The sequence below is a fragment of the Stenotrophomonas sp. C9D9 genome (assembly GCF_056491205.1).
In genome coordinates this window covers 400,974-427,016 of record NZ_JBSZIF010000004.1, presented here as the reverse complement: position 1 = coordinate 427,016, position 26,043 = coordinate 400,974, and the positions used below count along the sequence as shown (strand labels likewise).

General features: G+C 66.6%; 27 protein-coding genes and 1 tRNA gene. 20 read left to right on the top strand and 8 right to left on the bottom strand.

The window, feature by feature from the left end; translation table 11 throughout:
* Nucleotides 1-16: 16 nt before the first annotated feature.
* The gene (locus ACXI0D_RS07410; RefSeq protein WP_014036185.1) at nucleotides 17-970 is read right to left on the bottom strand and encodes an AAA family ATPase; all 954 of its coding nucleotides are present in this window, start codon (nucleotides 968-970) and stop codon (nucleotides 17-19) included.
* A 42-nt stretch (nucleotides 971-1,012) separates the two neighbouring features.
* On the opposite strand from ACXI0D_RS07410, the gene ACXI0D_RS07405 reads away from it, so the two are divergent.
* Nucleotides 1,013-2,848 (top strand): glycosyltransferase family 39 protein, encoded by a 1,836-nt coding sequence (locus tag ACXI0D_RS07405; protein ID WP_432591125.1) that lies wholly within the window; start codon nucleotides 1,013-1,015, stop codon nucleotides 2,846-2,848.
* Between the two features lie 110 nt (nucleotides 2,849-2,958).
* Here ACXI0D_RS07405 and ACXI0D_RS07400 read toward each other — a convergent pair whose 3' ends face one another.
* Nucleotides 2,959-3,528 (bottom strand): Maf family protein, encoded by a 570-nt coding sequence (locus ACXI0D_RS07400; RefSeq protein WP_119007219.1) that lies wholly within the window; start codon nucleotides 3,526-3,528, stop codon nucleotides 2,959-2,961.
* Between the two features lie 113 nt (nucleotides 3,529-3,641).
* Between ACXI0D_RS07400 and ACXI0D_RS07395 the strand changes: the two genes are divergently transcribed.
* The 14 genes from ACXI0D_RS07395 to ACXI0D_RS07330 all read left to right on the top strand — a co-directional run bounded on the left by ACXI0D_RS07395 (nucleotide 3,642) and on the right by ACXI0D_RS07330 (nucleotide 15,025).
* Complete coding sequence (locus ACXI0D_RS07395) at nucleotides 3,642-4,151, top strand: YceD family protein (protein WP_049404889.1); 510 nt, start codon at nucleotides 3,642-3,644, stop codon at nucleotides 4,149-4,151.
* A 107-nt stretch (nucleotides 4,152-4,258) separates the two neighbouring features.
* Nucleotides 4,259-4,453 (top strand): 50S ribosomal protein L32, encoded by a 195-nt coding sequence (gene rpmF / locus ACXI0D_RS07390; protein ID WP_004154640.1) that lies wholly within the window; start codon nucleotides 4,259-4,261, stop codon nucleotides 4,451-4,453.
* Nucleotides 4,454-4,544: 91 nt separating this feature from the next.
* Nucleotides 4,545-5,522: a beta-ketoacyl-ACP synthase III gene (locus ACXI0D_RS07385; RefSeq protein WP_049443384.1), complete on the top strand. Its 978-nt coding sequence runs from the start codon at nucleotides 4,545-4,547 to the stop codon at nucleotides 5,520-5,522.
* Between the two features lie 77 nt (nucleotides 5,523-5,599).
* The gene (locus ACXI0D_RS07380; RefSeq protein WP_119007218.1) at nucleotides 5,600-6,382 is read left to right on the top strand and encodes a BUD32 family EKC/KEOPS complex subunit; all 783 of its coding nucleotides are present in this window, start codon (nucleotides 5,600-5,602) and stop codon (nucleotides 6,380-6,382) included.
* Nucleotides 6,383-6,542: 160 nt separating this feature from the next.
* Nucleotides 6,543-7,487 (top strand): ACP S-malonyltransferase, encoded by a 945-nt coding sequence (gene fabD / locus ACXI0D_RS07375; protein ID WP_479642455.1) that lies wholly within the window; start codon nucleotides 6,543-6,545, stop codon nucleotides 7,485-7,487.
* Nucleotides 7,488-7,568: 81 nt separating this feature from the next.
* Nucleotides 7,569-8,312 carry a 3-oxoacyl-ACP reductase FabG gene (gene fabG, locus ACXI0D_RS07370; RefSeq protein WP_049421577.1) on the top strand — a complete coding sequence of 248 codons (744 nt, stop codon included), beginning with the start codon at nucleotides 7,569-7,571 and terminating at the stop codon, nucleotides 8,310-8,312.
* A gap of 152 nt (nucleotides 8,313-8,464) precedes the next feature.
* Entirely contained in the window at nucleotides 8,465-8,704 is a 240-nt protein-coding gene (acpP, locus tag ACXI0D_RS07365) for an acyl carrier protein (protein ID WP_005415509.1), read from the top strand.
* A gap of 143 nt (nucleotides 8,705-8,847) precedes the next feature.
* Nucleotides 8,848-10,110 (top strand): beta-ketoacyl-ACP synthase II, encoded by a 1,263-nt coding sequence (gene fabF, locus ACXI0D_RS07360; RefSeq protein WP_014036191.1) that lies wholly within the window; start codon nucleotides 8,848-8,850, stop codon nucleotides 10,108-10,110.
* 92 nt (nucleotides 10,111-10,202) lie between these two features.
* Nucleotides 10,203-11,567: an aminodeoxychorismate synthase component I gene (locus tag ACXI0D_RS07355; protein WP_119007216.1), complete on the top strand. Its 1,365-nt coding sequence runs from the start codon at nucleotides 10,203-10,205 to the stop codon at nucleotides 11,565-11,567.
* Between the two features lie 221 nt (nucleotides 11,568-11,788).
* Nucleotides 11,789-12,850 carry an endolytic transglycosylase MltG gene (mltG, locus tag ACXI0D_RS07350; protein ID WP_101765031.1) on the top strand — a complete coding sequence of 354 codons (1,062 nt, stop codon included), beginning with the start codon at nucleotides 11,789-11,791 and terminating at the stop codon, nucleotides 12,848-12,850.
* Entirely contained in the window at nucleotides 12,847-13,512 is a 666-nt protein-coding gene (gene tmk / locus ACXI0D_RS07345; RefSeq protein WP_119007215.1) for a dTMP kinase, read from the top strand. The genes mltG and tmk overlap by 4 nt, the downstream gene beginning before the upstream one ends.
* Complete coding sequence (locus tag ACXI0D_RS07340; RefSeq protein WP_119007214.1) at nucleotides 13,509-14,465, top strand: DNA polymerase III subunit delta'; 957 nt, start codon at nucleotides 13,509-13,511, stop codon at nucleotides 14,463-14,465. Before tmk ends, ACXI0D_RS07340 begins: the two co-directional genes overlap by 4 nt.
* Nucleotides 14,462-14,815 (top strand): PilZ domain-containing protein, encoded by a 354-nt coding sequence (locus tag ACXI0D_RS07335; RefSeq protein WP_005412452.1) that lies wholly within the window; start codon nucleotides 14,462-14,464, stop codon nucleotides 14,813-14,815. Before ACXI0D_RS07340 ends, ACXI0D_RS07335 begins: the two co-directional genes overlap by 4 nt.
* A 135-nt stretch (nucleotides 14,816-14,950) precedes the next feature.
* Nucleotides 14,951-15,025 (top strand) — tRNA-Val (locus tag ACXI0D_RS07330).
* A gap of 56 nt (nucleotides 15,026-15,081) precedes the next feature.
* Here the strand turns inward: ACXI0D_RS07330 and ACXI0D_RS07325 are convergent.
* Nucleotides 15,082-15,510, bottom strand: a complete 429-nt coding sequence (locus tag ACXI0D_RS07325; RefSeq protein WP_119007213.1) for a hypothetical protein — start codon at nucleotides 15,508-15,510, stop codon at nucleotides 15,082-15,084.
* 566 nt (nucleotides 15,511-16,076) lie between these two features.
* Here ACXI0D_RS07325 and ACXI0D_RS07320 point away from each other — a divergent pair.
* Nucleotides 16,077-16,457: a tautomerase family protein gene (locus tag ACXI0D_RS07320; RefSeq protein WP_119007212.1), complete on the top strand. Its 381-nt coding sequence runs from the start codon at nucleotides 16,077-16,079 to the stop codon at nucleotides 16,455-16,457.
* Nucleotides 16,458-16,491: 34 nt separating this feature from the next.
* Here ACXI0D_RS07320 and ACXI0D_RS07315 read toward each other — a convergent pair whose 3' ends face one another.
* Nucleotides 16,492-17,589, bottom strand: coding sequence for an XVIPCD domain-containing protein (locus tag ACXI0D_RS07315; RefSeq protein ID WP_119007211.1), 1,098 nt, complete (start codon nucleotides 17,587-17,589; stop codon nucleotides 16,492-16,494).
* Nucleotides 17,590-17,630: 41 nt separating this feature from the next.
* Nucleotides 17,631-18,206 carry a hypothetical protein gene (locus ACXI0D_RS07310; protein ID WP_119007210.1) on the bottom strand — a complete coding sequence of 192 codons (576 nt, stop codon included), beginning with the start codon at nucleotides 18,204-18,206 and terminating at the stop codon, nucleotides 17,631-17,633.
* Nucleotides 18,207-18,447: 241 nt separating this feature from the next.
* Here ACXI0D_RS07310 and ACXI0D_RS07305 point away from each other — a divergent pair, with 241 nt between their 5' ends.
* The 3 genes from ACXI0D_RS07305 to ACXI0D_RS07295 all read left to right on the top strand — a co-directional run bounded on the left by ACXI0D_RS07305 (nucleotide 18,448) and on the right by ACXI0D_RS07295 (nucleotide 22,627).
* Complete coding sequence (locus ACXI0D_RS07305; RefSeq protein ID WP_119007209.1) at nucleotides 18,448-18,843, top strand: DUF2946 family protein; 396 nt, start codon at nucleotides 18,448-18,450, stop codon at nucleotides 18,841-18,843.
* A 128-nt stretch (nucleotides 18,844-18,971) separates the two neighbouring features.
* Complete coding sequence (locus tag ACXI0D_RS07300; RefSeq protein WP_479642454.1) at nucleotides 18,972-21,110, top strand: TonB-dependent receptor; 2,139 nt, start codon at nucleotides 18,972-18,974, stop codon at nucleotides 21,108-21,110.
* Between the two features lie 11 nt (nucleotides 21,111-21,121).
* Entirely contained in the window at nucleotides 21,122-22,627 is a 1,506-nt protein-coding gene (locus ACXI0D_RS07295; RefSeq protein ID WP_479642453.1) for a PepSY domain-containing protein, read from the top strand.
* A 9-nt stretch (nucleotides 22,628-22,636) separates the two neighbouring features.
* Here ACXI0D_RS07295 and ACXI0D_RS07290 read toward each other — a convergent pair whose 3' ends face one another.
* Nucleotides 22,637-23,770, bottom strand: coding sequence for an MFS transporter (locus tag ACXI0D_RS07290; protein WP_119007207.1), 1,134 nt, complete (start codon nucleotides 23,768-23,770; stop codon nucleotides 22,637-22,639).
* A gap of 11 nt (nucleotides 23,771-23,781) precedes the next feature.
* Nucleotides 23,782-24,558 carry a DeoR/GlpR family DNA-binding transcription regulator gene (locus tag ACXI0D_RS07285; protein ID WP_119007206.1) on the bottom strand — a complete coding sequence of 259 codons (777 nt, stop codon included), beginning with the start codon at nucleotides 24,556-24,558 and terminating at the stop codon, nucleotides 23,782-23,784.
* Between the two features lie 159 nt (nucleotides 24,559-24,717).
* Between ACXI0D_RS07285 and smqnr the strand changes: the two genes are divergently transcribed.
* Nucleotides 24,718-25,365 (top strand): SmQnr family pentapeptide repeat protein, encoded by a 648-nt coding sequence (gene smqnr, locus ACXI0D_RS07280; RefSeq protein ID WP_119007269.1) that lies wholly within the window; start codon nucleotides 24,718-24,720, stop codon nucleotides 25,363-25,365.
* Nucleotides 25,366-25,368: 3 nt separating this feature from the next.
* On the opposite strand, the gene ACXI0D_RS07275 is transcribed toward smqnr, so the two are convergent.
* Complete coding sequence (locus tag ACXI0D_RS07275) at nucleotides 25,369-26,043, bottom strand: class I SAM-dependent methyltransferase (protein WP_479642452.1); 675 nt, start codon at nucleotides 26,041-26,043, stop codon at nucleotides 25,369-25,371.

Below are 26,043 nucleotides of genomic sequence, written 5' to 3'. Positions count from 1 at the left end.
CAGCGTGTGGCCACCTTCAGTCCACCGCGACGGTCTGCAGGATCGCCCGCGCCAGTGCAGGCCCGGAGCTGGATTCGGCCTCCGCCACCAGGCGATGACCGGCCACCGCCACGAACAGGGTCTGCACGTCTTCGGGCACCACATGCCCGCGGCCGAGCAGCAGCGCATGCGCCTTGGCCGCGCGCAGCAGGGCCAGCCCGGCACGCGGCGACAGGCCCACGCGTACGCCGGCATGCTGGCGGCTGCGGGTCAACAGTGCCTGCACGTAGTCGATCAGCGCGTCGCTGGCATGCACCTGGCCAACTGCTTCACGCAGCGCACGCACCTGGGTGTCGTCCAGCTTCGGCACCGCGCGCGCGATCAGGTCACGACGATCACTGCCACGCAGCAGCTCGCGCTCGGCCTGCGCGCTCGGGTAGCCCATCGCCAGCCGCAGCAGGAAACGATCCAGCTGAGAATCCGGCAACGGGAAGGTGCCGGACAGATCGACCGGGTTCTGCGTGGCGATCACGAAGAACGGGTCGGGCAGCGGATGCGTCTGTCCATCCAGGGTGACCTGCTGCTCGGCCATCGCTTCCAGCAACGCGCTCTGCGTGCGCGGTGGCGCGCGGTTGATCTCATCGGCCAGCAGCACATGGGTGAACACCGGGCCGGGGTGGAACTGGAACTGGCGGCTGCCGGCCTCGTACACCGACACGCCGAGCACATCGGCCGGCAACAGGTCGGAGGTGAACTGCACGCGCTGGAAGCTGAGGCCGAGGCTGCTGGCCAGTGCATGCGCCAGCGTGGTCTTGCCCAGGCCGGGCAGATCCTCGATGAGCAGGTGGCCGCCGGAAAGCAGGGCGACAAAGGCCAGCCTGACTTCCGGCACCTTGCCCAGCACCAGTGCGTTCACCTGATCCTGTGCCTCCCGCAGGGCCTGGCGCAGTTGATCGGTTAGCATGCTGGGATTGGGGGACGAGGCTGGCATGATCGTCTCAGGTCTGGAATCCATTCGATTATCCATAGAGCAATGCAAGGCGAACAGCGCGCGCGGACAATATTTCTCTGGTTATGGACGCTGATCACAGCGGCCAAGCTGGTGGTGGCTGCGCGCCTGCCGCTGTTCGTCGATGAGGCGTTCTATTGGCAGGAAGGCCAGCACCTGGCCGCTGCCTATTCCGACCTGCCGGGGCTGACGGCGTGGCTCGCACGCCTGGGCGTGGAGATCGGTGGCCATCATGTGCTGGCATTGCGCCTGCCGTTCCTGGCCATCGGTGCGCTGCTGCCGTTGCTGGTGGTGCGCATCGCCACACGCTGGTTTGGCAACGTCGCAGGGTGGCAGGCGGGCAGCCTGACCCTGCTGATGCCGCTGTCGGCCACGCTGGGCCTGCTGGCCGTGCCGGATGTGCCGATGGCACTGGCCGCAGTGATCTGCCTGCATGCAGGTGCGCGCCTGCTGCACAACGTGGATGCGTCGTCGGCGATGAAGCTGGCGCTGGGCCTGCTGATCGGTGCGCTCAGCCACTACCGTTTCATTGGCGTCATCGGTGTCGGCTTCATTGCGCTGCTGGCGCTGCCGCAGGGCCGCCGCATGCTGGCCGACCCGCGCGTGTGGGTGGCGCTGGCGGTGGGTGTACTGGCCTGGCTGCCGTTGCTGGCCTGGAATGCGGACAACCATGATGCCGGCCTGAAGTTCCAGGTGGTCGAGCGCCACCCGTGGACGTTCGAATGGGACGGACTGTGGTTCCTGGTGATCCAGCCGATGCTGGTGACGCCGATCCTGTGCATCGCGATGTGGAAGGTCGCCCTGGCAGGTACCCGCAGCGGTGGTGGTGCGCGGGTGCAGTGGCGCTATTTCGGCCTGGTGGGCGGCGTGTCGACGCTGGGCATCTTCCTGCTGGGCTTCTTCACCGATGTCGAGCGGATCAGTTTCCACTGGCCATTGCCGGGCTACCTGGCGCTGCTGGTGGCCGTGCCGGTGGTCCTCAATGGCTGGCCGCGCTGGCTGCGCCGTACCGGCTGGTGGCTGGCGGCTGCAGGCACCGTGCTGGCCTTCGGCTACTACCTGATGGCGTCCACGCCGGCGCTGCGCGAGCAGATGGCCGGCAGCAAGTACTACCCGCGCAACTTTGCCGGCTGGCAGCCGCTGGCCGTGGCGGTGCGTGACGAACTGCGGCAGATGCCGCCGGGCACGCGTGTGCTGGCCGGCAACTTCAAGGTCGGTGCCGAACTGGGCTTCCAGCTGGGCAACGGTGATATCGAGGTATTGCCACATCCGCTCAACGACAAGCATGGGCGGACCGCACAGCTGGCGCAGTGGGACCTGCTGCACGAAGGCCCGCGCAGTGCGCCGATGCTGCTGGTGCTGTCACCCAGCGACCAGCGCTACCGCGATCTGCTGGCGCGCTATCACGCCATCTGCGAGCAGGTGGGGCCGCTGCCGGCGCCACGCGTGGTCAACAGCGATCATGGTTTCCAGCGCTTCCTGCTGTTCCGGCTGCCGGTGCAGCGCGCGCAGGGGCCCTGCGTGACGCCGGCAATGGCCTGGCTGGATGCGCCGTCCAACGGTGAGAAGGTCTCCGGAACGCTCGCCATCAAGGGCTGGGCGTTCAAGGATGGCGTCGGATTGGCGCGCATCGAAGTGCTGGTCGATGGCCGTTCGATCGGTGATGCGCGCTACGGGCGCGTGTTCGACATCCGCCAGGCCTGGCCGGACAGCACCGATCCGCAGCATCCGGCGGTGGGCTTCGACGCATCGCTGGATACCACCACGCTGGCGCCGGGCCGGCATTGGCTTGGCCTGCGCCTGCACGGGCGCGACGGCAGTGTGGAGGCGTGGCAGGAGCAGCCGTTCGAGGTTCGTTGAGGCTTCTGCTTTCGTAGCGTCGAGCCATGCTCGACTGCTTCTCCAAAGACGGTCGAGCATGGCTCGACGCTACAAAAAGGACAGCCGAGCATGGGCCTCGGCTCTACAGTTCAGGGCACTGCGAACCCCGCCTGGCGCAGCAGGCCGCACAGCGCGATCAGTGGCAGGCCGACCAGCGCGGTCGGGTCGCGGTTGTCGATTGCCTCGAACAGGCTGATGCCCAGGCCCTCGCACTTGAAGCTGCCGGCGCAGTCCAGTGGCTGCTCGGCGGCGACATAGCGCGTGATCTCCTGCGGGTCCAGCTCGCGGAAGCGCACTTCGGTCAGGTCCAGGGCGGCGAGGGATTCTCCATCCCGCCTGAGACTGATCGCCGTGTGAAAGCGCACCGTCTGCCCGGACATCGCCGCCAGCTGCGCACAGGCCGCCTCGAACGTGCCGGGCTTGCCCAGCGGCTGGCCGTTCAGATCGGCCACCTGGTCCGAGCCGATCACCCAGGCGCCGGGGTAGCGGGCGGCCACCTCGGCGGACTTGGCGGCGGCCAGGCGCGTGGCCAGGGCCAGCGGAGCTTCCCCATTCAGGGGAGTCTCATCCACGTCCGGGCGTGCGCATTCGAAGGGCAGGCCCAGCCGTTCCAGCAGTTCACGACGGTAGCGGGAGGTGGAGGCCAGGACCAGTGACATGTGACAATACCGGGGCAGGGCGCGGCAGTCTGGCCCCTCCACGGCGGCAGCGGCAAGTCCTGTAGGGCGGGCATTTGACAGCGGGCGGCGCGATCCTTAGTATTCAGCGGCTTATGTCCGCGAACGTGCCCGAAACGCTGGATGCCTGGCGGATGGTTGTAGCGCGAAGGCGCTTCGACGGTCAGGTCTCCCTGGCTGAATTGACCCGCCTGCAGGGGTTGGTCGCAGATACCGACGGCGAGTGTGTCTACTCGCTTGAATTCGGTCGCGACGACGTCTTGCGGGTATCCTATGTGGAACTGACCATCGACACCGCGTTGCCGCTGACCTGTCAGCGCAGCATGCAGCGATTCCTGTTGCCGGTGAAGGTGACCCAGAGGCTTGGCCTGATCCGCGACGAGGACGAGGAATCGTCCCTGCCGGAGGAATACGAGGCGTTGCTGGTGCCGGAAGACGGCCAGCTGCGTCCGTTGGACCTGGTCGAGGACGAGTTGGTGCTGGCAGTGCCGGTTGTGCCGCTGTCGCCCGACGGTGAGGCAGTCGACAAGGACTGGGCACCGAGCGAAGAAGAAACGAAGAAGGCCAATCCGTTTGCGGCGTTGGCAGCACTGAAGAAACAATAGCAGCCGGATTGTCGTCGGCGGCTGCGGCGAAAGCGAAAGTGTGCTGGGCGCTGGCGTCCTGCGCGACGATACGACGAAGCAAATCGAACCGAGTTTGGAGCAATCCCATGGCTGTGCAGAAATCCCGTGTCACCCCGTCCCGCCGCGGCATGCGTCGTGCCCACGACGCCCTGAGCGCCAAGCAGCTGTCGACCGACCCGACCACCGGCGAAGTGCACCTGCGTCACCACATCACTGCCGACGGTTTCTACCGCGGCAAGAAGGTCATCCAGACCAAGACCTCGGCCGTCGAAGAAGATTGATGTGCCGGGAAGGCCGCTGCCTCCGGGCAGCGGCCTTTGCCTTCTTTCCCGGGCGTGCCGGTGATCGGCGGCCCGCGCAACAGGAAACATGATGAGCAAGCGGATCTATTCGAGGATCGCGGGCACCGGTAGCTATTTGCCGGAAAAAGTCCTGACCAACGCCGACCTGGAAAAAATGGTCGAAACCTCGGATGAGTGGATCCAGTCGCGCACCGGAATTCGTGAACGGCACATCGCGGCCGAAGGCGAAACCACCAGCGACCTTGGCTACAACGCCGCCCTGCGCGCGCTTGAAGCCGCAGGCATCGATGCCTCGCAGCTCGACATGATCGTGGTCGGCACGACCACGCCTGATCTCATTTTCCCGTCCACCGCGTGCCTGATCCAGGCCAAGCTCGGTGTGGCCGGGTGCCCCGCCTTCGACGTCAACGCGGCCTGTTCGGGCTTCGTGTTCGCGCTGGGCGTGGCCGACAAGTTCATCCGCTCCGGCGACTGCAAGCACGTGCTGGTGATCGGCACCGAAACGCTGACCCGCATGGTCGACTGGAACGATCGCACCACCTGCGTTCTGTTCGGCGATGGCGCCGGCGCTGTCGTGCTCAAGGCCGACGAAGACACCGGCATCCTCAGCACCCACCTGCATGCCGATGGCAGCAAGAAGGAGCTGCTGTGGAACCCGGTTGGCGTTTCGACCGGCTTCAAGGACGGCGCCAACGGTGGCGGCACCATCAACATGAAGGGCAACGACGTGTTCAAGTACGCCGTCAAGGCGCTGGACTCGGTCGTGGACGAGACCCTGGCCGCCAACGGCCTGGACAAGTCCGACCTGGATTGGCTGATCCCGCACCAGGCCAACCTGCGCATCATCGAAGCCACCGCCAAGCGCCTGGACATGTCGATGGACCAGGTCGTGGTGACCGTCGACAAGCACGGCAACACCTCGTCCGGCTCGGTGCCGCTGGCGCTGGACGCCGCCGTGCGTTCGGGCAAGGTCGAGCGCGGCCAGCTGCTCCTGCTGGAAGCCTTTGGCGGCGGCTTCACCTGGGGTTCGGCCCTGTTGCGCTATTGATAGTGCAAGTTACGACAATGTGAAGCTTTGTCGTTGCGGCCCCTCTGGGGCCGTAACGCGTTTAAGGAGGACCTGTCATGGTTGAGCCCATCGTCATCGAAGGGCAACGTGCCTGGCTGAAGCAGTACGGCAAGGGAAGCCGAGCAATGGCCCTGGGCCTGCTCAATTTTGTTGCCCGCCGTTTCCATCTCGATGCCCTGCGCCCGCCACCGCACCGCGGTGGCGACGCCGCACGCGAAACCGAAGCCCGCCGCCTCGCGGAACTGCAGGCGCAGGGTGTGAACGTGCCTGACGTCCTGGGCACCGGCCATGCCGCCCTGGTGATCGGTGACAACGGCAGCTCGTTCAATACCTGTCTGCGCGAAGCCGACGAGACCGGTCGCGATCGGCTGGTGATGGCGGCGATGCAGGCCATTGCCGAAGCGCATGCCCGTGGTGCCTATTTTGGCCAGCCGTTGCCGCGCAACCTCACCTGGGATGGCGAGAAGGTCGGCTTCATCGACTTCGAGGAAGATCCGCTGGAAGTGATGGACCTGTCCGAAGCGCAGGCCCGCGACTGGCTGATGTTCGGCTATGGCGTGGCCAAGTACTACGCCGACCGCCCCGAGCACCTGCAGGCGATGATGGCCGAAGCGATGGGCGACGTTCAGGAGCCTGTGCGCGAGCACGTGCATGCGGTCAGTGGCCGCCTGCGCAGCCTGGCCCGGGTCTGCATGAAGCTGGGTCGCTCGGCGCGCGCGCTGGCCCATTCGATCTTCATTGCCCACGGCGCCAGCACTGCCGGCGTGCTGATGCTGGTGGGCCTGTGCGTGGATTTCCTCGCCGACGGCGATCTGGACGTCCTGCAGCTGTTCTGCTGATGGCTGACAGGGGTCAGATCCCTTTTCCTGCGGAAAAGGGATCTGACCCCGTTGCGCTTGCCCGGCCGCCCACCATACGCGTGCATACGCGCACGTACAGACGACACGGCATGTTCCCCCTTATCATGGCCCGCTTCGATTGCAACAAGCGGATGACCGCGTGACCGTATCCACCCTCGCTTTTGTCTTCCCCGGCCAGGGCTCGCAGTCTGTGGGCATGGTGGCCGAGCTGGCCGAACTGCACCCGCAGGTGCGTGAAGCCTTCACCGAGGCATCCGATGGTGCCGGCGTCGACCTGTGGGCGCTGTCCCAGGGCGGCCCGGAGGAAATGCTCAACCGTACCGAATATACCCAGCCGGCCCTGCTGGCCGCGAGCATCGGCGTGTGGCGCGCCTGGAACGCCGTGGGCGGTCCGCGCCCGTCGGTGCTGGCCGGCCACAGCCTGGGCGAGTACACCGCCCTGGTCGCGGCGGGCGCGCTGAGCCTGCATGACGGTGCGCACCTGGTGCGCCTGCGCGGCCAGCTGATGCAGGAAGCCGCACCGGCCGGTGTCGGCGCCATGGCCGCCGTGCTCGGCGCCGAAGACCAGCTGGTGCTGGACGTCTGCGCCGAAGCCGCAGGCAGCCAGGTGGTGGTGCCGGCCAACTTCAATTCGCCGGGCCAGATCGTGATCGGTGGCGACGCCGATGCGGTTGACCGTGCGCTGGCGCTGCTGGCCGAAAAGGGCGTGCGAAAGGCCGTGAAGCTGGCCGTCAGCGTGCCCTCGCACACCCCGCTCATGCGCGAAGCCGCCAACCGCCTGGCCGAAGTGATGGCCGGCCTGTCCTGGCAGGCGCCGCAGCTGCCGGTGGTGCAGAACGTCGACGCCCAGGTTCATGACGGCATTGACGCGATCCGTACCGCGCTGGTCCAGCAGCTGTACCAGCCGGTGCAGTGGGCCGGGTGCTTGCAGGCGCTGGCCGCCCGTGGCATCACCCAGATCGCCGAGTGCGGCCCGGGCAAGGTGCTGACCGGCCTGGTCAAGCGCATCGACAAGGCCATCGATGGCCGTTCGCTGGCCACGCCGGGCGACTTCGAAGCCGCCCGTGAGGCATGGTCGGCCTGATTTCCCTGTTCCTGCCGACTGTACCGGTGGCCGCTGCAAGCGGCACGGGTGCGGCGGCCGTCCCAGCCTGAGGAAAACATCATGAGCAAGCCCCTGCAGGGTGAAATCGCACTGGTCACCGGCGCCAGCCGTGGCATTGGTGCCGCCATCGCCGATCTGCTGGCCGCCCAGGGCGCCACCGTCATCGGCACCGCCACCACTGAATCCGGCGCTGCCGCGATCGGTGAGCGCCTGGCCGCCCACGGCGGTCACGGCCGCGCGCTGAACGTCACCGACGCTGCCGCGTTGGATGCCGTGCTGGCGGACATCGCCAAGGAATTCGGCCCGATCTCGATCCTGGTCAACAACGCTGGCATCACCCGCGACAACCTGCTGATGCGCATGAAGGACGAGGACTGGGCGTCGATCATCGACACCAACCTGACCAGCGTGTTCCGCACCAGCAAGGCGGTGATGCGCGGCATGATGAAGGCGCGCAAGGGGCGCATCATCAACATCGCATCGGTGGTGGGCGTGACCGGCAATGCCGGCCAGGCCAACTACGCCGCGGCCAAGGCCGGCATCATCGGCTTCAGCAAGTCGCTGGCCAAGGAAATCGGTTCGCGCGGTGTCACCGTCAATGTTGTCGCACCTGGCTTCATCGACACCGACATGACCAAGGCGTTGCCGGAAGAAGCGCGTACCGCGCTGATCAACGACATCGCCCTCGAACGCCTGGGTTCGCCGGAAGACATCGCCCATGCGGTGGCCTTCCTGGCCGGCCCGGCTGCCGGTTACATCACCGGCGAAACCCTCCATGTGAACGGCGGCATGTACATGCCGTAAGCAAGGGGCGCAGGGATTGCGCCGCAAGTGGTTGATCTGCGAAGGTTTTTGCTGCAATGCAAGGCCGCGCCGGTTTCCACTACACTATCCCACGGCCATCGCCTTTGATGGCGACCACTTTTGAACCACAACTCCATCTGGAGCGAGATCCCATGAGCACCATCGAAGAACGCGTCAAGAAAATCGTCGTCGAACAGCTTGGCGTCAAGGAAGAAGAAGTCACCAACAGCGCATCGTTCGTCGATGACCTGGGCGCTGACTCGCTGGACACCGTTGAGCTGGTGATGGCCCTGGAAGAAGAATTCGAGTGCGAGATCCCGGACGAAGAAGCCGAGAAGATCAGCACCGTGCAGGCCGCCATCGACTACATCAAGGCCCACGTCAAGGCCTGATGTCAGACGGCAGTGCGCGCGCGGGCCCATGCTCGCCGCGCACCGCACCCCATGGGGCCGCAGTTGCGGCCCCGTGTGTTTGAGCATCACACCGAAGCAAACCGAGTTGCCCGTTGAAATCAGCCGGGTCAGGAGAATCAGCAATGAAGCGTCGCGTCGTCGTAACCGGCCTGGGTATCGTCTCGCCGTTGGGCAATGATCTGGCCAGCAGCTGGGAAGGCATCACCCAGGGTCGTTCGGGCATCGGTCCGCTGACCAACGTTGCGGATGCCTACCTGGATCGGTTCACCACCAAGATTGCAGGTGAGGTCAAGGGATTCGACATCACCGCCGACAATGAACTGTTCGGCAAATTCCGGGTCAGCGGCAAGGATGCCAAGAAGATGGACCCGTTCATCCATTACGGCCTCGGTGCCTCGTTCATGGCCCTGCATGACTCGGGCCTGGACATCACCGACGCCAATGCCGAGCGCATCGGCGCCATCGTCGGCGCCGGCATCGGCGGCCTGCTCGGCATCGAAGAGCAGACCATCGAGTTCCACGAGGGCAAGAAGATCTCGCCCTTCTACGTGCCCAAGACCATCATCAACATGCTGCCGGGCCAGCTGAGCATCATCACCGGCCTGAAGGGCCCGTCGTTCTCGGCGGTGTCGGCATGCGCGACCTCGAACCATTCGATCGGTACCGCGATGCGCATGATCCAGTACGGCGATGCCGACGTGATGGTGGTCGGTGGTGCCGAGCGTGGCTCGTCGCCGACCGCACTGGGCGGCTTCTGCGCGATGAAGGCCATGAGCACCCGCAACGACGCCCCGGAACAGGCTTCGCGCCCGTGGGACAAGGACCGCGACGGCTTCGTGCTGGGCGACGGCGCCGGCATCCTGATCCTGGAAGAGTACGAGCACGCCAAGGCACGTGGCGCGAAGATCTATTGTGAACTGGCCGGCTTCGGCGCCAGCTCCGACGCGTACCACATGACCGCACCGAGCGAGAACGGCGAAGGCGCCGCCCGCTGCATGGTCATGGCCATGAAGGACGCTGGCGTGACCCCGGAACAGGTCGGTTACCTCAACGCGCACGGCACCTCCACGCCGCTGGGCGACCTGGGCGAGACCATGGCGATGAAGACCGCCTTCGGCGACCACGCCTACAAGATGATGGTCAGCTCCACCAAGTCGATGACCGGCCACCTGCTGGGCGCTGCCGGCGGCGTGGAAGCGATCTTCTCGGTGATGGCGCTGCAGGACAACGTCATTCCGCCGACCATCAACCTGCAGCAGCCGGGCGAAGGCTGCGACCTGGACTACGTGCCCAACGAAGCACGCCAGGCCAAGGTCGACGTGGTGATGTCGAATGGCTTCGGCTTCGGTGGCACCAACGGCACGCTGATCTTCAAGCGCGTCTGACCGAGGTGTAGCGTCGGGCCATGCTCGACTCCGCGTTCTACGGAGCCGCCGCAAGGCGGCTTCCGTGCATCTGAACTCCCGAACTGGCTGCCATGACCCACGCACCTCTGATCCACCCGCTGCCGCACCCGATCGATCTGCTGGCCCTGCAGCAGCACGACCCGGCGCGCTTTCCGCTGCTGATGGAATCCACCGCCTCGGGCACCGCCCAGGGCCGCTGGAGCCTGCTGCTGGCCGCGCAGGGCGATAGCCTGCGGCTGGATGCCGATGGCCAGGTGCGCGACCAGCACGACGCGGTACACGCCGGCAGCTTCCTGCAGGTGCTGGATCGCGCCTGGCAGCGCGAACGCCTGCCGCACGACGGCAGCCACAGCCTGCCGTTCCGCGGCGGCTGGGCGTTGATGCTGGATTACGAAGTGGCCAGCCAGATCGAGCCGGTGCTGCCGGCGCGCGCGCGCGAGGACGGCCGCCCGACCGCGCTGGCACTGCGCTGCCCGGCCGCGGTGCTGCACGACCACCACAACGATGCCAGCTTCGTCATCGCTGAAGCCGGCGAGCAGGCGTTGCTGGATGCGCTGGTGGCACTGGCCTCGGCCGCGCTGCCCGAAGCCGGGCAGGGCTGGCAGCCGCCGCAGTCGGTGGGCGAGGATGCGCCGCAGCGCTTCACCGACGGCGTACGCCGGGTGATCGAGTACCTGCGTGCCGGCGATGTGTTCCAGGTGAACCTGTCGCGGCGCTGGAGCGCGCGGTTCGCCGCGCCGGTCAGTCCGCAGGCGCTGTACGCGCAGCTGCGCCGTGCCAACCCGGCGCCGTTCGCTGGCCTGTTCAGCGCACACGGCCGCCATGTGGTCAGTTCCTCGCCGGAGCGGCTGGTGTCGGTGCATGCCGGCCATGCGCAGACCCGCCCGATTGCCGGCACGCGACCGCGCTTCGAGGGGGACGATGATGCCGCGCGCATCCAGGAGCTGGTCGGCCACCCGAAGGAGCGTGCCGAGCACGTGATGCTGATCGACCTGGAACGCAACGACCTGGGCCGCATCTGCCAGCCCGGCACCGTGGTGGTCGATGAGCTGATGACGGTGGAGAGCTACGCCCATGTGCACCACATCGTCAGCAATGTCAGCGGCCACCTGCGCCCGGAAATCACCCCCGGCGAGGTGATCGCCGCCACGTTTCCGGGTGGCACCATCACCGGCTGCCCCAAGGTGCGCTGCATGCAGATCATCAGGGAGCTGGAGCAGGTGCCGCGCGGTGCCTATACCGGCGCCTTCGGTTGGCTGAACCGCGATGGCGACCTGGACCTGAACATCCTGATCCGTACCGCCGAAGTGGATGGCTACGAGGTGAGCTTCCGCACCGGCGCCGGCATCGTGGTTGATTCGGACCCGGACAAGGAACTGGACGAGACCCGCGCCAAGGCCCGCGGCCTGCTGCGCGCGCTGGGCCAGCAGGGGTGATCGACCGGCCGGGCAGGAATGTTGGTGGGTGCCGACCGTTGGTCGGCACCGAGGCCTCCATGGCCGTTCATCCACGCATGGCGTGGATCTACTGATCGCCGCGCCAGGCATGGATTGTGGTGGGTGCCGACCGTTGGTCGGCACGCAGGCGCCACCCCGGTCATGACCCCAATCCACCGGCACGGTATCCTGCACGACGGAATCGAGTTCAGAGGTAGTCCATGGCGGGAGCCAAGCGCGGGTGTCTGTTCGTGGTAACGCTGGTGGTGGTGCTGGCCGCCGTCGTGGCCGGCGCGGGCGCGTGGTTCTTCTACCAGCAGACCCGGTTCGCCGACGCCCCCATCACCCCGTCCGCCGAGAGCATGGTCATCGCCAGTGGCGATGGCATGAACAGCGTGCTGCGCAAGCTGCGCGATGCCGGTGTGGATGAAGGCCAGGACGCGCAGTGGCAGCTGCTGGCGCGCCAGCTCGATGCTGCCGGCAAACTGAAGGTGGGCGAGTACGCGCTCAGCGCTGACCTGACCCCGCGCGAGCTGCTGCTGCGCATGCGCGCCGGCAAGGTGCTGCAGCACCGCGTCACGATCATCGAGGGCTGGAACATCCGCCAGCTGCGTGCCGCGCTCAAGCGCGCCGAGCCGCTGCTGCACACCACCGATAATCTTGATGACGCGGCGCTGATGCAACGCCTCGGTTTCGGTGGCCAGCATCCGGAAGGCCGCTTCCTGCCGGAGACCTACGTCTACCAGCGCGGCGACAGCGACCTCGATGTGCTCAAGCGCGCCCACGCCGCGATGGAAAAGGCACTGGACGAGGCCTGGGAAAGCCGCGCGCCGGACCTGCCGATCAACACGCCCTACGAACTGCTGACGATGGCGTCGATCATCGAGAAGGAAACCGCGCTGGCCAGCGAGCGCCCGCAGATTGCCGGCGTGTTCATGCGCCGCCTGAAGATCGGCATGCGCCTGCAGACCGACCCGACCGTGATCTACGGCATCGGTGCTGCGTATGACGGCAACATCCGCCGCCGCGACCTGACCACCGATACGCCCTACAACACCTATACCCGTGCCGGCCTGACCCCGACCCCGATCGCCATGCCCAGCCGCGATGCGCTGATGGCGGCCGCACAGCCGGCACCGGGCGACGCGCTGTACTTCGTCGCCGTGGGCGATGGCAGCGGCGCGCACGTGTTCTCGCCCAGCCTGGATCAGCACAACGCCGCAGTGGCCCGCTACCTGCAGCAGCTGCGCCAGCAACGTACCAAGGAGACCCCGGCGCAATGAGTCCCGCGCTGCTTCGCCACCCGCGTTTCGTCAGCCTGGAAGGCGGCGAGGGCGCAGGCAAGACCACCGCCATCAATGCCATCCGTGACTGCCTGCGCAGCCATGGCCATGAGGTGGTGCTGACCCGCGAGCCGGGCGGTACGCCGCTGGCCGAGCGCATCCGCGGCCTGGTGCTGAAGCCCGATGCCGAGATCGCCGCCGAACCGCTCAGCGCCGAAGCCGAACTGCTGCTGGTGTTCGCCGCACGCGCGCAGCATGTGCGCCAGGTGATCCAGCCGGCGCTGCAGCGCGGTGCCTATGTGCTGAGCGATCGCTTCACCGATTCCAGCTACGCCTACCAGGGCGGTGGCCGCGGCCTTGATCCGCAGTGGATTGCCGACCTGGAGCGCCGCGCCGTCGGCCTGCTGCCGGGCCTGACCCTGCTGCTGGACGTGGACGTGGCCGTCGGCCGCGCACGCGCCAATGGCCGCGACCTGTGGCCGGACCGCATCGAAAGCGAACAGGACGATTTCTTCCAGCGCGTGCGCGAAGTGTTCCGCAGCCGCGCGCAGCAGGACCCGCAGCGCTTTGCGCTGATCGACGCCGGCCAGGTACAGGAACGCGTGGCGGCCGATGTGGTCGCGTGCGTCGAGCGCTGGCTGCAGGACGGGGAGGCCGCATGAGCACGTTCTCGCCCTGGCAGCAGCGCGCGTTCGACCAGACCGTCGCCGCGCTCGATGCCGACCGGCTCGGCCATGGCCTGCTGATCTGCGGCCCGGCCGGGCTGGGCAAGCATGAGGTGGCGCTGGCCCTGGCCGACCACGTGCTGGCGCGCGGCGATGCCGCGCATGCCACGCGCACGCGCCAGCTGATCGCCGCCGGTACCCATCCGGACCTGCAGCTGGTCAGCTTCATTCCGAACAAGAGTGGCGACAAGCTGCGCACCGAGATCGTCATCGAGCAGGTGCGCGAGATCACCAACAAGCTGGCGCTGACCCCGCAATACGGCGTGGCGCAGGTGGTGATCGTCGATCCGGCCGATGCGATCAACCGCTCGGCCGCCAATGCGCTGCTGAAGACCTTGGAAGAGCCGCAGCCCGGCCGTTACCTGTGGCTGATCAGCAGCGACCCGGCGCGCCTGCCGCAGACCATCCGCAGCCGCTGCCAGCGCCTGGAGTTCAAGCTGCCACCGCAGCACGAAGCGCTGGCCTGGCTGCAGCAGCAGGGCCACAGCGAAGCATCGGCGCGCGAAGCGCTGGACGCCGCGCGCGGCCACCCCGGCCAGGCCGACAACTGGCTGCGCGAAGATGGCCTGAGCCTGCGCCGCGACGTGGGCCGCGAGCTGGAACAGCTGGCTGCCGGCAAGACCGGCGCGGTGGAGCTGGCGCAGAAGTGGTGCGCCGATGACAACGCGGCGCTGCGCCTGCGCTTTGCCGCCGACCTGGCGCTGGCCCAGGCCAGCACCGATGCCTTGACCACGCCGGAGCGATTGCACAAGCTTGCAGCCTGGTTCGATGCGGCCAACCGCACCCGCGACCTGCTGCGCACCACGGTGCGTGCAGACCTTGCGGTGGTCGAGTTGCTGCTGGCCTGGAACAAGGTGAACGAGCGGCCTGCCGCAAGGGGAAATCGATGAGTGCCAGCAACGCCCGCCAGGGCATCCTGTCCCTGGCTGTGAAGGACAAAGCCGCGCTGTACAGCGCGTACATGCCGTTCGTGAAGAATGGCGGCATCTTCGTGCCCACGCCCAAGCGCTACTTCCTGGGCGACGAGGTGTTCCTGCTGCTGACCCTGCCCGATTCCAGCGAGCGCCTGCCGGTGGCCGGCAAGGTGATCTGGGTGACCCCGGCCGGCGCACAGGGCAACCGCACCGCCGGCATCGGCGTGCAGCTGGCCGACGGTGCCGAAGGCGAGGGCGTGCGTCACAAGATCGAGACCCTGCTGGCCGGCCTGACCGGCTCGGACAAGCCGACCCATACGATGTAACTGGGCGCGGATCACCGCCACTGGTAGCGCCGGGCCATGCCCGGCGGCGATCGCCGAAACACCCGTGAACACGAATGTGAAAAACTGTTGACGGCCTCTGAAAAGCCCCTATAATGAGCGGCTCAGCAACACACCGGGCGGTTAGCTCAGCGGTAGAGCATTGCCTTCACACGGCAAGGGTCACAGGTTCGATCCCTGTACCGCCCACCATGTTGCAGAACGAAAGAAGCCTCCAGCAATGGGGGCTTTTTTGTTGCCTCGCATAATCAGCGAGGCCTTGCGCCAACCGGCGCCAGGGCATCACCCAGTCCATCCTGTGCAGCGCGCGCGATCTGGCGTGCGGCAACGATCAAGCCGTCCCGATGGAAGTCACCGAGTTGATCCTGTGGATCGCCAGCCAGGCGCGCGCGTTCGGCAGCATGCAGTAGATCCAGTACGGCATTCAATGCGACCAGCGAGCGGTCGAGCGAGTCGAAGCCTGTGGCGCTGAGTGTCTGCGGGGTACACGCGCGCCCGGCCTGGTCATCACCGGCGCGGATGGCATCGAGGCATGAAAGGAACGTTGGGCGCGAAGGTGGCAGCAGTCGCTCCGCCAGTGCGCATTCGATCTCACGCGCAAGGTCCTCGGGCACGTCGGCGGCGACGTCGCCGATAAGCGCGTGCAGGCGGGGATGGATGGCGGTTTGGTTGGTCATGGCGAAACCCTCACTGGCGTAGGGCCACCTTCCAAAGTGAAGGTGGCGGACGGTGCGGGTTGGCGTGCCAAGGCAAACAAGCTTCAAGGGAGAAGAACGCCTGGCGGATCTTGCGATCCCCACGCACCGCCCGCCATTGAGGGCAGTCGATGCATTCTCTCAACTGCGATTTCTCTCGCAGTCCTTGAAGCCTGTTCGTTTATTCGAGACGCCAATCCCGGCCAAGGCTTCTTGCCTCGGCGCGGCGATCTTCAGGCCGGGCAATCACATCGGTCTGTAAGGAAAATTCTCAACTGTCCCTAGGCAGGCCAGACATTTCCCGATGTGTGCCGTCCGACACCTGCGAGTAGTGCGGCCCATCACTGATGGCGCACATCGCCGCCCCTACCGACCGTGCACAAGACGACTCCAGAGCGGCGCCGCCACGGCAATCGCGTCACCCCGCGCGGCGGAGGCGGAACCGTGCCACGGGTCGACGCAGAGGGTTCCATTCCTGCGCTGTCCCGCCGCCCCAGGCAGGCGTAGTCTCAGCCCATTGCCGTGCCCATCCACTCTGGAGTGCCACCATGCCGCTCGCCCGTATCGATCTTCGCAAAGGTAAATCCGTCGACTACCTGCAACGCGTCGGCGAAACCATCTACCAGGCCATGCGCGCGGTGGGGGTGCCGGAAAATGATCGCTTCCAGATCTTCCAGCAACACGAGCCAGGTACGTTGATCTACGACCCCGGCTATCTGGGCGTGGACCGCACCGACGATTTCATCTGTATCCAGATCACCTGGAACGAGGGGCGCACGTTGGAGCAGAAGAAGGCGCTGTACGCCGGCATCGCCGATGGACTGCACGCGGCGGTGGGTATCCGCCGCGAGGATGTGTTCATCAATCTGGTGGAAGTGAAGAAGGAGAACTGGTCGTTCGGGAACGGGCAGGCGCAGTACGTGAGTTGATGCGGGAACGGCGTCTGCGCCTGACGCGGTTTGCTCAGGCCATGCGCGGCGATGCCTGCTGTTGTGCCTGTTGTTCGTCCTGCGTCGGTCGGCTTGCGTCGCGGGATTGCTGCTGCACGTTGGCCTGCTGATACAGCGTATCCGCGTCGCCCTGCTGCGTATCGAGCAGGGACAGGCGCTGGCGATTGGCGGCAGGGTCCGGCGAGGCGGTGTCGCCGCTGCGATGCAGGAATACGTAGCCGGGTACCTCGGCGGTGCTGTTTGAACTGAATGCCACGTGCAGCGTGTCCTTTTCGCTGAAGCCGGCCTGCACCGCCGCGTGGGTTAGATGGCCGGCCAGTCGTTCGTGCTCCTGCCCGGCAGGCAGTCCGCGCTGTTCGCCGGTCTGGGCGAGCGCAGCACGCACCTTCTGGTCCAAGGCGTAAAGGCTATGCCCCGGCGTGCGCGCATCCGCAGCCAGACGCTCGCCCAAGGAGCCATCAATGCCATCGGTTTCGCTGAGCAGACGCTGCTTCAAGCTGCGCTCGGGCAGGGGATGAGTGGTGGTGCGGTTGAGTTCGCTGTTGGGGAAAGGGGGCTCAATGCTGTCCACGCCATGGATGTTGCGCAGCGGACGATAGCCGTCCTTGCCCTGTGACTGGACGCCCAGCGGAATGCGGACGTCTGGCAGCAATTGGCCAACAGGGCCGCCGATGCTGTTCACGTCCAGGCTGTGCTTGCGCTGGATACCAGCATGATTCAATGCGCCCCAGGTGAAGTCCACGCAGTTGTGACGCACGTCGGCATAGTGCTTGCTGAAGCCGTGCGCTACTGGATCTTCGCCGAACGCTTTGAGCTTGTTGTACTGGGCTTCGGTGATTTCCAGAGAGCGCGTGTAATGCGGGTTCTTGTAGGTCTTTGCATCGTTGTCCACGATGTCACCTGGGCCGTTCATGCTGCCGTGCTCGATCGGTGCAAAGCCGTAGCTTGCCGGATCCTTTCCCGGTGCTCGAAGGACGTAGAACATGTGTCCCGGCCCGGACGTCTGCGCCGAGCCATCAGGATTGCGCAGCGGTTGCTGCGTAACGGGGTGGAGAAGCGGTGTTCCCGGTGCCGCAATGACGATATCGACGATGTAGCGTGGCTTGTCCATGTGCGTGGTGATCCTCCTGGAAGGTGTACGAAGGCGCTGCGCTACTTGGTGAGCGGACGCGATTCGTGAATCAGTATCCTGGCGCTTGCGCCACGAAGTGGTGCGATGTCTTCAACCGTGCTGATCTGTACGCGGTAGCGACTTTGCGCCTGCAACGGCAGCAGCGCGACATGGAGTCGATAGGCCCCATCGCTGCCTCGCTGGGTCTGGGCGTAGTTCAGACCCTTACCGCGGTGCCAGTCTGGCAGAGGCTGGCCAGATTGCGACTGTGCGATCTGATACGCGTCGGGGCTTGCCAGCGGCTGCCAAGTGCCGCCGGACCATTGCTGAAGTCCTACGCGTAAAGGAATGTGCAGGTCGCGCGGAGAAGCAGCATCTGGCGATGAGGAAACGTGCTGCAGATCCAGCTCCACCGCATATGTGTGGTAGCTGGCAAAATTGCGCGCCGTGGTTTCGAACTCGAACTGCACCTGCTGGCCGGGCGCGTCCACGGCGATGGGCTGTGAGAGTTCCAGCGGCTCTGGCGGTGGGGGCGGCCCCTTGTCGGCGCAGGCGGCAAGCAGCGCGGTCAGGCCGAGGAGGCTGATGCGCAGCCGGTGTGTGATGCGGGTGGTCATGCGGATCCCTCTGGCTCCTTGCCGTGGCCATCTGAACCCTAACGTTGGCGAGGCGGAGCCTGCAAGCGCCGGGACCGCGGTGCGGTGCATTCACATGTCGCCGCCGGAGGCGAGCCCCTGCGTCACCGTGTCGCAGGGGGTAAACCCTGAACGGGGTCCAAGGTTGGCCATGGCCCCGTAGAATGGCGGCGTGCGCCGTTCTGCTCTCCACCGCCGGTTCCAGGCCCTGGCATGGCTTGCCATGCTGCTGGTGCTGCTCGCCCCGCTGGTGAGCCGCTGGCTGGCGCACGGTCACGTGGCTGCAGCTGTACCGGTGGCAGCCCTGGACCACGCAATGCATGCAGAGCATGCGCAGCACGCGATGGAAGGGCACCACGACCATCACGCGATGGCGATGCCGCACGGCGAGGCCGCAAAGAAGCCGGCCGCCGATCCACATGCCGAGCATGAGATGGGCGTGGACTGCGACTACTGCCTGATCGCAGCGCGGTTGATCACCCTGCTAGTGGCGGCAGTGCTGCTGTTGGCGCCGATGGCACCGGTGTGCCGCGCGCTGCGCGGTGCGGTGCGGGCGTTGCCGCAACGGATCAGCGGCACGTTGGGAGCGCGTGGGCCGCCGGCTTTCATGGCCGCCTGAGCCGCACGCGCGTTGCATTGAACATTTTTCCATGAGGTTGCCGGCCACGGCCGGTGCCCGCACGCGCGTGTTTGTCCCTTTCTGATTGCTGCCCTGCCATTGCGGGGTGGCCTTGCATGCCGTGAAAAATGAAAACGAACCCCAACTCCGCGCGCCTGCGCCGGGCGACGCTGCCTGTCCTGTGCGCGTTGCTCCTGCACACCGCCCCCGTACTTGCCGCCGATGCGGCACCCCCGACCACGCTGGATACCGTGCGGGTGGTCGATACCCGCAGCGGTGAACTGTCGTCCTCCGCCAACGCCGGTTCCGCGCTGGGCCTGAGCGTGCTGCAGACACCGGCCAGCCTGACGGTGATTTCGCGCGAACAACTGGAGCAGCGCGGCGACAGCAACCTCAACGATGCCATCAGCCGGGCGGGTGCGATCAGTGCGATGCCGCACCCGGGCAATGGCCTGAGTGCGCTGTCCAGCCGCGGCTTCACCGATGGCGCTTCGGTGATGCGGCTGTACGACGGGCTGCGACAGTACGGTGGCGTGGGCATCACGTTCCCGTTCGATACCTGGTCGATCGAGCGCGTCGAAGTGCTGCGCGGGCCGGCGTCGGTCATCCATGGCGACGGTGCGATCGGCGGCGTGATCAACATCGTGCCGAAGAAGCCCACGCGTGGTGCGATCGAGAACGAGATCAGCGTAACCGTGGGCAGCGAGGACACCGCGCGCCTGGGCTTCGGCAGCGGTGGCGCGCTGACGCCCGAGCTGGCCTACCGGCTAGACGTGAGTGGCAACTACAGCGGTGGTTGGGTCGATCGTGGGCGCAACAGTGACGCGACATTCTCCGGTGCGTTGCTGTGGCAGCCGCGCGCGGACCTGCAGCTGACCCTCACCCATGCGCAGGGCTACCAGCAACCGATGCGTTACTTCGGCACGCCGCTGGTCGAGGGCCGCCAGCTGGAGGCGCTGCGCCACCGCAACTACAACGTGGACGACAGCCAGATCCGCTATCGCGACCGCTGGACCCAGCTCGATGCGCTGTGGACACCGAACGCGAACGTGGAATGGCGCACGCGCCTCTACCAGATCGGCAGCCAGCGCGATTGGCGCAATGCCGAGGCCTATGTCTACAACCGCGCTACCGGCTTGATCGATCGATCTGGCAATACCGAGATCACCCACAACCAGGACCAGACCGGACTGACCTCGACGCTGCGCGTGCAGGGAACCGCAGGTGGCCTGCAGAACAGCTTCGCGGTGGGCCTGGACGCCAACCGCGCGCACTTCAAGCACACCAACAACACCTATGCCGGCAGCTCGGGCCCGGTTGATCCGTTCGATCCGGTGCCGGGGCAGTTCGCCAGCGACGCACCGAACCTGCCGCGCTACCGCAACCGTGCCGAGCAGTACGCGCTGTTCGTGGAAGACCGGTTGGCGCTGAGCGAGCGCTGGTCGGTGCTGGGTGGGCTGCGCCACGATCGTGCGCGCATCGACCGTACCGATCTGATCAGCGGCCAGAACGCGTTCTCGAAGACCTACAGCAGCATCGGCTGGCGTGCAGGCACGGTATTCGCGCTGCAGCCGACGTTGAGCCTCTATACGCAGTATTCGCAGGCGGCAGACCCGGTCAGTGGCCTGTTGATGATCAGCCCGGCCAACGGGGCATTCGACCTGGCCAAGGGGCGGCAGATCGAGGTGGGCCTGAAGCAGGTCTTCGATGGCGGCGAGTGGACGCTGGCGGCGTATCGCATCCGCAAGACCGGGCTGCTCAGCCGCGATCCGCTGGTGCCGGACCGCCGTGTGCAGGTGGGTGCGCAGACCTCGCGTGGTATTGAAGCGTCCTTGAATTGGAACTTCGCGCCGCACTGGTCGTTGGATGCCAACGCGACGGTGCTGAAGGCCGAGTTCGAGGACTTCCTGGAAACCACGGGTTCGCCGCCGATGCTGGTGTCGCGCGATGGCAACGTGCCGCCGAACGTGGCCGAGCGCCTGGCCAGTGTGTGGTTGAGCTGGCAGTTCGCGACGGATTGGAGTGCGGCGGGTGGCGTTCGCTATGTCGGCAAGCGCTACGCCGACAATGCCAACACGCTGGAGTTGCCCGGTTACAGCACCACCGACCTGGCGCTGACGTGGCAGGCAGCACCGCGCACGCGATTGTCCGCGCGCCTGTTCAACGTGTTCGACAAGGCGTACTACGCCACCGCGTACTACACCAGCACGCAGTGGCTGCTGGGTGCGGACCGTCGCGTTGAGTTCACCGTCGACCATCGCTTCTGAGGACGCGCACCATGTCGCTGCGATCCACCGCCAAGCGTTGGACCTACCTGGTGCACCGCTGGCTCGGCATCGGCGGATGCCTGCTGATGCTGCTGTGGTTCGTCAGCGGCATGGTGATGCTGTTCATCGGCTACCCGAAGCTGACGCCGGGCGAGCGGCTGGCGGCATTGCCGGTGCTGGCTGAGGCCCGCGATCTGCGGGGGCTGTCGGTACTGCCTGCCGCCGTGCAGGCCGAGCCGGAAAGCGTGGCGCTGACCACGCTGCGTGGCGAGCCTGCGTATGTGGTGCGCAATGGCAGCAACGTGGGCACCTGGTCGGCGTACACCGGCCAGGCCCTGCTGCCCGTATCGGCACAGCGTGCCGAAGCATCCGCTGCACAGTTCGCCGGCGGCCAGGCCTTCGTGGGTGCGACGCGCGTGGACGAGGACCGCTGGACGCATTCGCGTGCACTGGACGCGCACCGGCCACTGTATCGCGTCGAAGTGGGGGGCGCGCAGCCCGGCGACCTGTATGTGTCCTCGCGTACCGGTGAAGTGGTGCTGGACGCACCGCATGTGCAGCAGCGCTGGAACTATGTGGGCGCCTGGCTGCACTGGCTGTACTTCCTGCGCATGCAGTCGGTGGATCCGGTGTGGGCGTGGGTGGTGATCGTGCTGTCCGCACTGTGCACGTTGGCGGCGGTCAGCGGCATCGTGGTGGGGGTGTGGCGCTGGCGCTTCCGCGGGCGCTACCGCTCCGGCGCGAAGACGCCCTATGTCGAACCATGGATGCGCTGGCACCATCTGATCGGGCTGGTGGCTGCGGCCTTCGTGTTCACCTGGATCTTCAGTGGGCTGATGTCGATGAATCCATTGGGCGTCTTCAGCAGCACGCGCGAGGCGATCGACAGCGGGCGCTATCGCGGTGACGCGGTGGCGGTGGATGGCGCGCTTGACGAGCCGGCGACACTTCTGGCGGTAGCCGATGCCGAGCACTTTCTGCCGGTGGAGATCCAGTGGCGACGGATCGGTGGTGAGCTGTTCGCGGTGCTGCTGGATGGGAAAGGCGATACCCGCATCGTGTCTGGCAGCGATGGGCATCTGCAGGTGGCGCGCCTGCTGCCGGCGACGTGGCTGCAGCAGAAGGTGCGTGCACTGTCCGATGCGCCGATGCAGGGTTTCGTGGTGCAGCGTGCAGCAGACGCCTACTTCTATCCGCGTGCGCCCGAGGCCATGAATGGTGCGGCGGTACGCCGCTTTCCGGTGGCGGTGGTGGACTTCGGCGATGCCGAGGCGACGCGCGTCTATATCGATCTGGCTACTGGCGATCCGTTGCTGACGATGGGGCATCGCGAGAGGGTGGGGCGCTGGCTGTTCTACTTCCTGCACAGCTGGGATCTTCCGGCGATGCTGCGCCAGGAAGGTGCCCGGCTGGCGGTGTTGCTGCTGCTGAGCGCTGCCGGCACCGCGTTGTGTGCCACGGCGACGGTGATCGGCTATCGGCGATTGCGGATGAAGCTGCGGCGCAGGCGGCGCTGATGCCGCGGGCTACACCCGCAGCCAACGCGTGGACATTGCCACCAGCAACAAGGCCGTGGCCACGCCGATGAAGGCGGCGATCAGGCCGAAGTGGTTGGCAGCGAAACCGATCAGCGCCGGTCCGGCAAGGATGCCCGCAAAGCCCAGCGTGGAAACGGCGGTGATTGCCAGCGCACCCGGCATGCGCGTCTGGTGGCCGGCCAGCGAGAACAGCGCCGGTGCGATGTTGGCGCAGCCGAGGCCAACCAGCACATAGCCGAGCAGTGACGCCGGCCACGGCGTGACCAGGGTCAGTACCAGTACGCCCGCGGCGGCGAGCAGCGCGCCGAACACGATCGCGCGCTCACGGCCTACGCGTGCCACCAGTGCGTCACCGAACAGGCGCGCGACGGTCATGGTCAGGGTGAAGACTACATAGCCGATACCGGCGAGGCTGGCATCGACGCGACGTACATCGCTGAGGAAGACCGCGCTCCAATCCAGCATCGCGCCTTCGCCGAGGAAGGCGACGAACGCCAGCACGCCGATGAACAGCACGATGCCATGCGGCAGGGCCAGCATCGGTGTGTCGTGTGGCATGCGTTCGCTGTGCCAGTGCGATGCCGACAACAGCATCACCAGCAGCATGGCGCCGACGCCGATCAGCACGGATGCCAAGGGAGGCAGCTGTGCGGACAGCAGCACGGTCATGGTGGCCGCGCCGAGGAAACCACCGATGCTGAAGAAGGCGTGGAAGCCGGACATCATCACGCGCCGTGCTTCGCGCTCGACGATGACGGCCTGCACGTTCATCGTGCAGTCCATCGCGCCTACGGCGGCGCCGAACACGAACAGGACCAGCCCTAGAATCCGGGCCGAACCAGCTAGGGCCAGGCCGGGCACGGTCAGGCAGATCAGCAGGCTGCTGGCCACCATCACCCGCCGGCAACCGAGGCGCGCGGCCAGCACGCCGGACAACGGCATTGCCAGCAGCGAACCGGCACCGAGGCAGAGCAGCACCAGCCCCAGCGTGGCGTCGTTGATCTCGGTGCGTGCCTTTGCGAACGGCACCAGGGTGGCCCACAGCGCGGTGGCGAAGCCGGGAATGAAGAACGCAGCGCGGGTCGCGTGCTGTTCGGCACGCGCGCGGTTGGCAAGGGACATGAGCGGTACGGTCAGGGGGGAGTGGGGTGTACCGCGATGCCTGCGGCGCGGAAGCGTGCCGCCAATGCGGGGGGGGCGGTGGTGGTCAGCACCAGGTCGTCGATCTCGTCCAGGCTGGCGATCTGCCAGTTGCCGCGGGCACCCAGCTTTTCAGTAGTGGCGGCGACGATGACACGGCTGCTGCAGGCCACCATCGCGCGTTTCAGCGTGGCTTCTTCCGCATCCATTGCCCACACGCCGGTGTCGCCGTCCACCGCGCAGGGGCCGGGCAGGTACACGTCGGCACGCAGGCGCTGCACCTGGGCCAGTGCTTCTGCGCCGACCGCACCACCGCCACGGGCCAGGCGCCCGCCGATCAACTGCACTGAGGTGCCTTCAAGCAGGCTGGCGGCCGTGGCGATCTGTGGCGCGTTGGTGATCACCGTCAGGCCGAGGGCGGCCGGCAGCTGCTGGGCGATCGCCAGGTTGGTTGAACCGGCATCGAGCAGCACGACCTGGCCGGGTTGCAGCAGCGCGCAGACGCGGGCGGCCAGTTCGGCCTTGTCGCCGCGATCGCGGGTCAGTCGTTCGCGTAGTGGGCGTTCCTTGGGCGGCGGCAGCACGGCGCCGCCGTAGACGCGCTGGCACAGGCCCTGCGCAGCCAGCTCGCGCAGGTCGCGGCGGATCGAATCTTCGGAGACGGCATAGCGGCGCGCCAGCTCGGCGGCGACCACGCGGCCCTGCTGGCGCAGTTCGTCGAGGATCTGCTGGGTGCGCTGGGCGGGGAGGGGGCTGAGATCGGTGCTCATGCCAGGAGTGTGCATGTTCGTGCATTAACGTGCAACAACGTGCGATCCGGGCGAGTGGCCACAGACCGGCTGGACTGCCGGTGAACCCGACCGCGCCAGCGTCTATGGATCGCCCTCGCGGCCCGGCATCATGGCAGGGCACTTGGCATGGAATTCCTGATGTCCCCCATCGTTCACCGCAAGCTGCGCATCGGCGCGGACCAGTACATCGGCCAGAAGGTGGTCGACCAGCAGTTCCACGAGTGCGATTTCTCCGGCGCGGACCTGACCGGCACCGAGTTCATCAACTGCAGCTTCTACGATGCCGACAGTCGCGCCGGCTGCCGCTTCAACGGCGCCACATTGAAGGAAGCCAGCTTCCGCAGCTGCGACATCAGCATGTGCCACTTCAATTTCATCAAGGCGCTGGGCCTGGAGATCAGCGAGTGCCGCGCGCAGGGCGCGGATTTCAGCAACGCCAGCTTCATGAACCAGATCACCACGCGCAGCTGGTTCTGCAGCGCCTTCATCAAGAAGTCGAACCTGCGCTATGCCAATTTCTCGCGGGTGACGCTGGAGAAATGCGAACTGTGGGAAAACCGCTGGGATGGCGCGAATGTGAGCGGCGCCAGCTTCGCAGGCTCGGATCTGTCCGGTGGCCAGTTCGAGGGCATCGACTGGAACAGCGCCAACTTCACCGACTGCGACCTGACCCACTCAGAGCTGGGTGAGCTGGACCTGCGCAGCACCAACCTGCGCGGTGCCACGCTGGATGTGCAGCAGGTGGCACTGCTGATGCAGCGCATCGGCATCACCGTGGTTCCGTAGGCATCACCCGGCGTACGCCACCCAACCCTTGAAGCTGAAGCCTGCGTAGAACAGCTCCACGCCGTCGAAGCCGGCCTCCTGCAGCAGCGCGACCTCCTGTTCGGGCGACAGCAACGGCAGCCGCTCGGCAATGGCGTCGATTGCGCGCTGTGCATCGGCGTGGGCAACGCCCGAGGTTTCGGCGAACGCTGCGTAGCGCTGCAACCAGCGCAGCTTGCCGGCCGGATCCTGCGGCACGCTGTGGTGGGCGACGATCAGAGGGGCGCCCTGGCGCAGTCGCTTGTGCAGTTCGCGCAGCGTATGCAGGCGTTGCGTAGCGTCGAGGAAGTGCAGGGTCAGCAGGCAGCTGGCACCATCGAAGCGCACGTCCGGGGCATCGTCGATGTAGCCTTCCAGCAGCTCAACGCGTGCGTTCAACGGGCCCAGTGTCTGCTCGGCCAGGGCCAGCATCGGCGCGGCCGGGTCCACGCCCAGCAGCTGCCAGCCCGGTTGCGCCTCGGCAAAGGCCTTCAGCTCCAGGCCACCACCGGCGCCCAGCACCAGCACGCGCCCCTGCACGTGGACACGTTCGGCCAGCAGCAGGTGAGTCATCTGCTGCAGGGCGAGGAAACCCGGCACCTGGCGCAGCGGGCCCTCGGCATAGCGGGCAACGGCCTGCGGATCGGAAAACGAAGACAT

Bases quoted from the DNA above. Each gene is read 5' to 3' on its own strand.
- ACXI0D_RS07410 (WP_014036185.1), bottom strand. From the start codon at position 970: ATGCCAGCCTCGTCCCCCAATCCCAGCATGCTAACCGATCAACTGCGC.
- ACXI0D_RS07405 (WP_432591125.1), top strand. From the start codon at position 1,013: ATGCAAGGCGAACAGCGCGCGCGGACAATATTTCTCTGGTTATGGACG.
- ACXI0D_RS07400 (WP_119007219.1), bottom strand. From the start codon at position 3,528: ATGTCACTGGTCCTGGCCTCCACCTCCCGCTACCGTCGTGAACTGCTG.
- ACXI0D_RS07395 (WP_049404889.1), top strand. From the start codon at position 3,642: ATGTCCGCGAACGTGCCCGAAACGCTGGATGCCTGGCGGATGGTTGTA.
- rpmF (WP_004154640.1), top strand. From the start codon at position 4,259: ATGGCTGTGCAGAAATCCCGTGTCACCCCGTCCCGCCGCGGCATGCGT.
- ACXI0D_RS07385 (WP_049443384.1), top strand. From the start codon at position 4,545: ATGAGCAAGCGGATCTATTCGAGGATCGCGGGCACCGGTAGCTATTTG.
- ACXI0D_RS07380 (WP_119007218.1), top strand. From the start codon at position 5,600: ATGGTTGAGCCCATCGTCATCGAAGGGCAACGTGCCTGGCTGAAGCAG.
- fabG (WP_049421577.1), top strand. From the start codon at position 7,569: ATGAGCAAGCCCCTGCAGGGTGAAATCGCACTGGTCACCGGCGCCAGC.
- acpP (WP_005415509.1), top strand. From the start codon at position 8,465: ATGAGCACCATCGAAGAACGCGTCAAGAAAATCGTCGTCGAACAGCTT.
- fabF (WP_014036191.1), top strand. From the start codon at position 8,848: ATGAAGCGTCGCGTCGTCGTAACCGGCCTGGGTATCGTCTCGCCGTTG.
- ACXI0D_RS07355 (WP_119007216.1), top strand. From the start codon at position 10,203: ATGACCCACGCACCTCTGATCCACCCGCTGCCGCACCCGATCGATCTG.
- mltG (WP_101765031.1), top strand. From the start codon at position 11,789: ATGGCGGGAGCCAAGCGCGGGTGTCTGTTCGTGGTAACGCTGGTGGTG.
- tmk (WP_119007215.1), top strand. From the start codon at position 12,847: ATGAGTCCCGCGCTGCTTCGCCACCCGCGTTTCGTCAGCCTGGAAGGC.
- ACXI0D_RS07340 (WP_119007214.1), top strand. From the start codon at position 13,509: ATGAGCACGTTCTCGCCCTGGCAGCAGCGCGCGTTCGACCAGACCGTC.
- ACXI0D_RS07335 (WP_005412452.1), top strand. From the start codon at position 14,462: ATGAGTGCCAGCAACGCCCGCCAGGGCATCCTGTCCCTGGCTGTGAAG.
- ACXI0D_RS07325 (WP_119007213.1), bottom strand. From the start codon at position 15,510: ATGACCAACCAAACCGCCATCCATCCCCGCCTGCACGCGCTTATCGGC.
- ACXI0D_RS07320 (WP_119007212.1), top strand. From the start codon at position 16,077: ATGCCGCTCGCCCGTATCGATCTTCGCAAAGGTAAATCCGTCGACTAC.
- ACXI0D_RS07315 (WP_119007211.1), bottom strand. From the start codon at position 17,589: ATGGACAAGCCACGCTACATCGTCGATATCGTCATTGCGGCACCGGGA.
- ACXI0D_RS07310 (WP_119007210.1), bottom strand. From the start codon at position 18,206: ATGACCACCCGCATCACACACCGGCTGCGCATCAGCCTCCTCGGCCTG.
- ACXI0D_RS07305 (WP_119007209.1), top strand. From the start codon at position 18,448: ATGCTGCTGGTGCTGCTCGCCCCGCTGGTGAGCCGCTGGCTGGCGCAC.
- ACXI0D_RS07300 (WP_479642454.1), top strand. From the start codon at position 18,972: ATGAAAACGAACCCCAACTCCGCGCGCCTGCGCCGGGCGACGCTGCCT.
- ACXI0D_RS07295 (WP_479642453.1), top strand. From the start codon at position 21,122: ATGTCGCTGCGATCCACCGCCAAGCGTTGGACCTACCTGGTGCACCGC.
- ACXI0D_RS07290 (WP_119007207.1), bottom strand. From the start codon at position 23,770: ATGTCCCTTGCCAACCGCGCGCGTGCCGAACAGCACGCGACCCGCGCT.
- ACXI0D_RS07285 (WP_119007206.1), bottom strand. From the start codon at position 24,558: ATGAGCACCGATCTCAGCCCCCTCCCCGCCCAGCGCACCCAGCAGATC.
- smqnr (WP_119007269.1), top strand. From the start codon at position 24,718: ATGTCCCCCATCGTTCACCGCAAGCTGCGCATCGGCGCGGACCAGTAC.
- ACXI0D_RS07275 (WP_479642452.1), bottom strand. From the start codon at position 26,043: ATGTCTTCGTTTTCCGATCCGCAGGCCGTTGCCCGCTATGCCGAGGGC.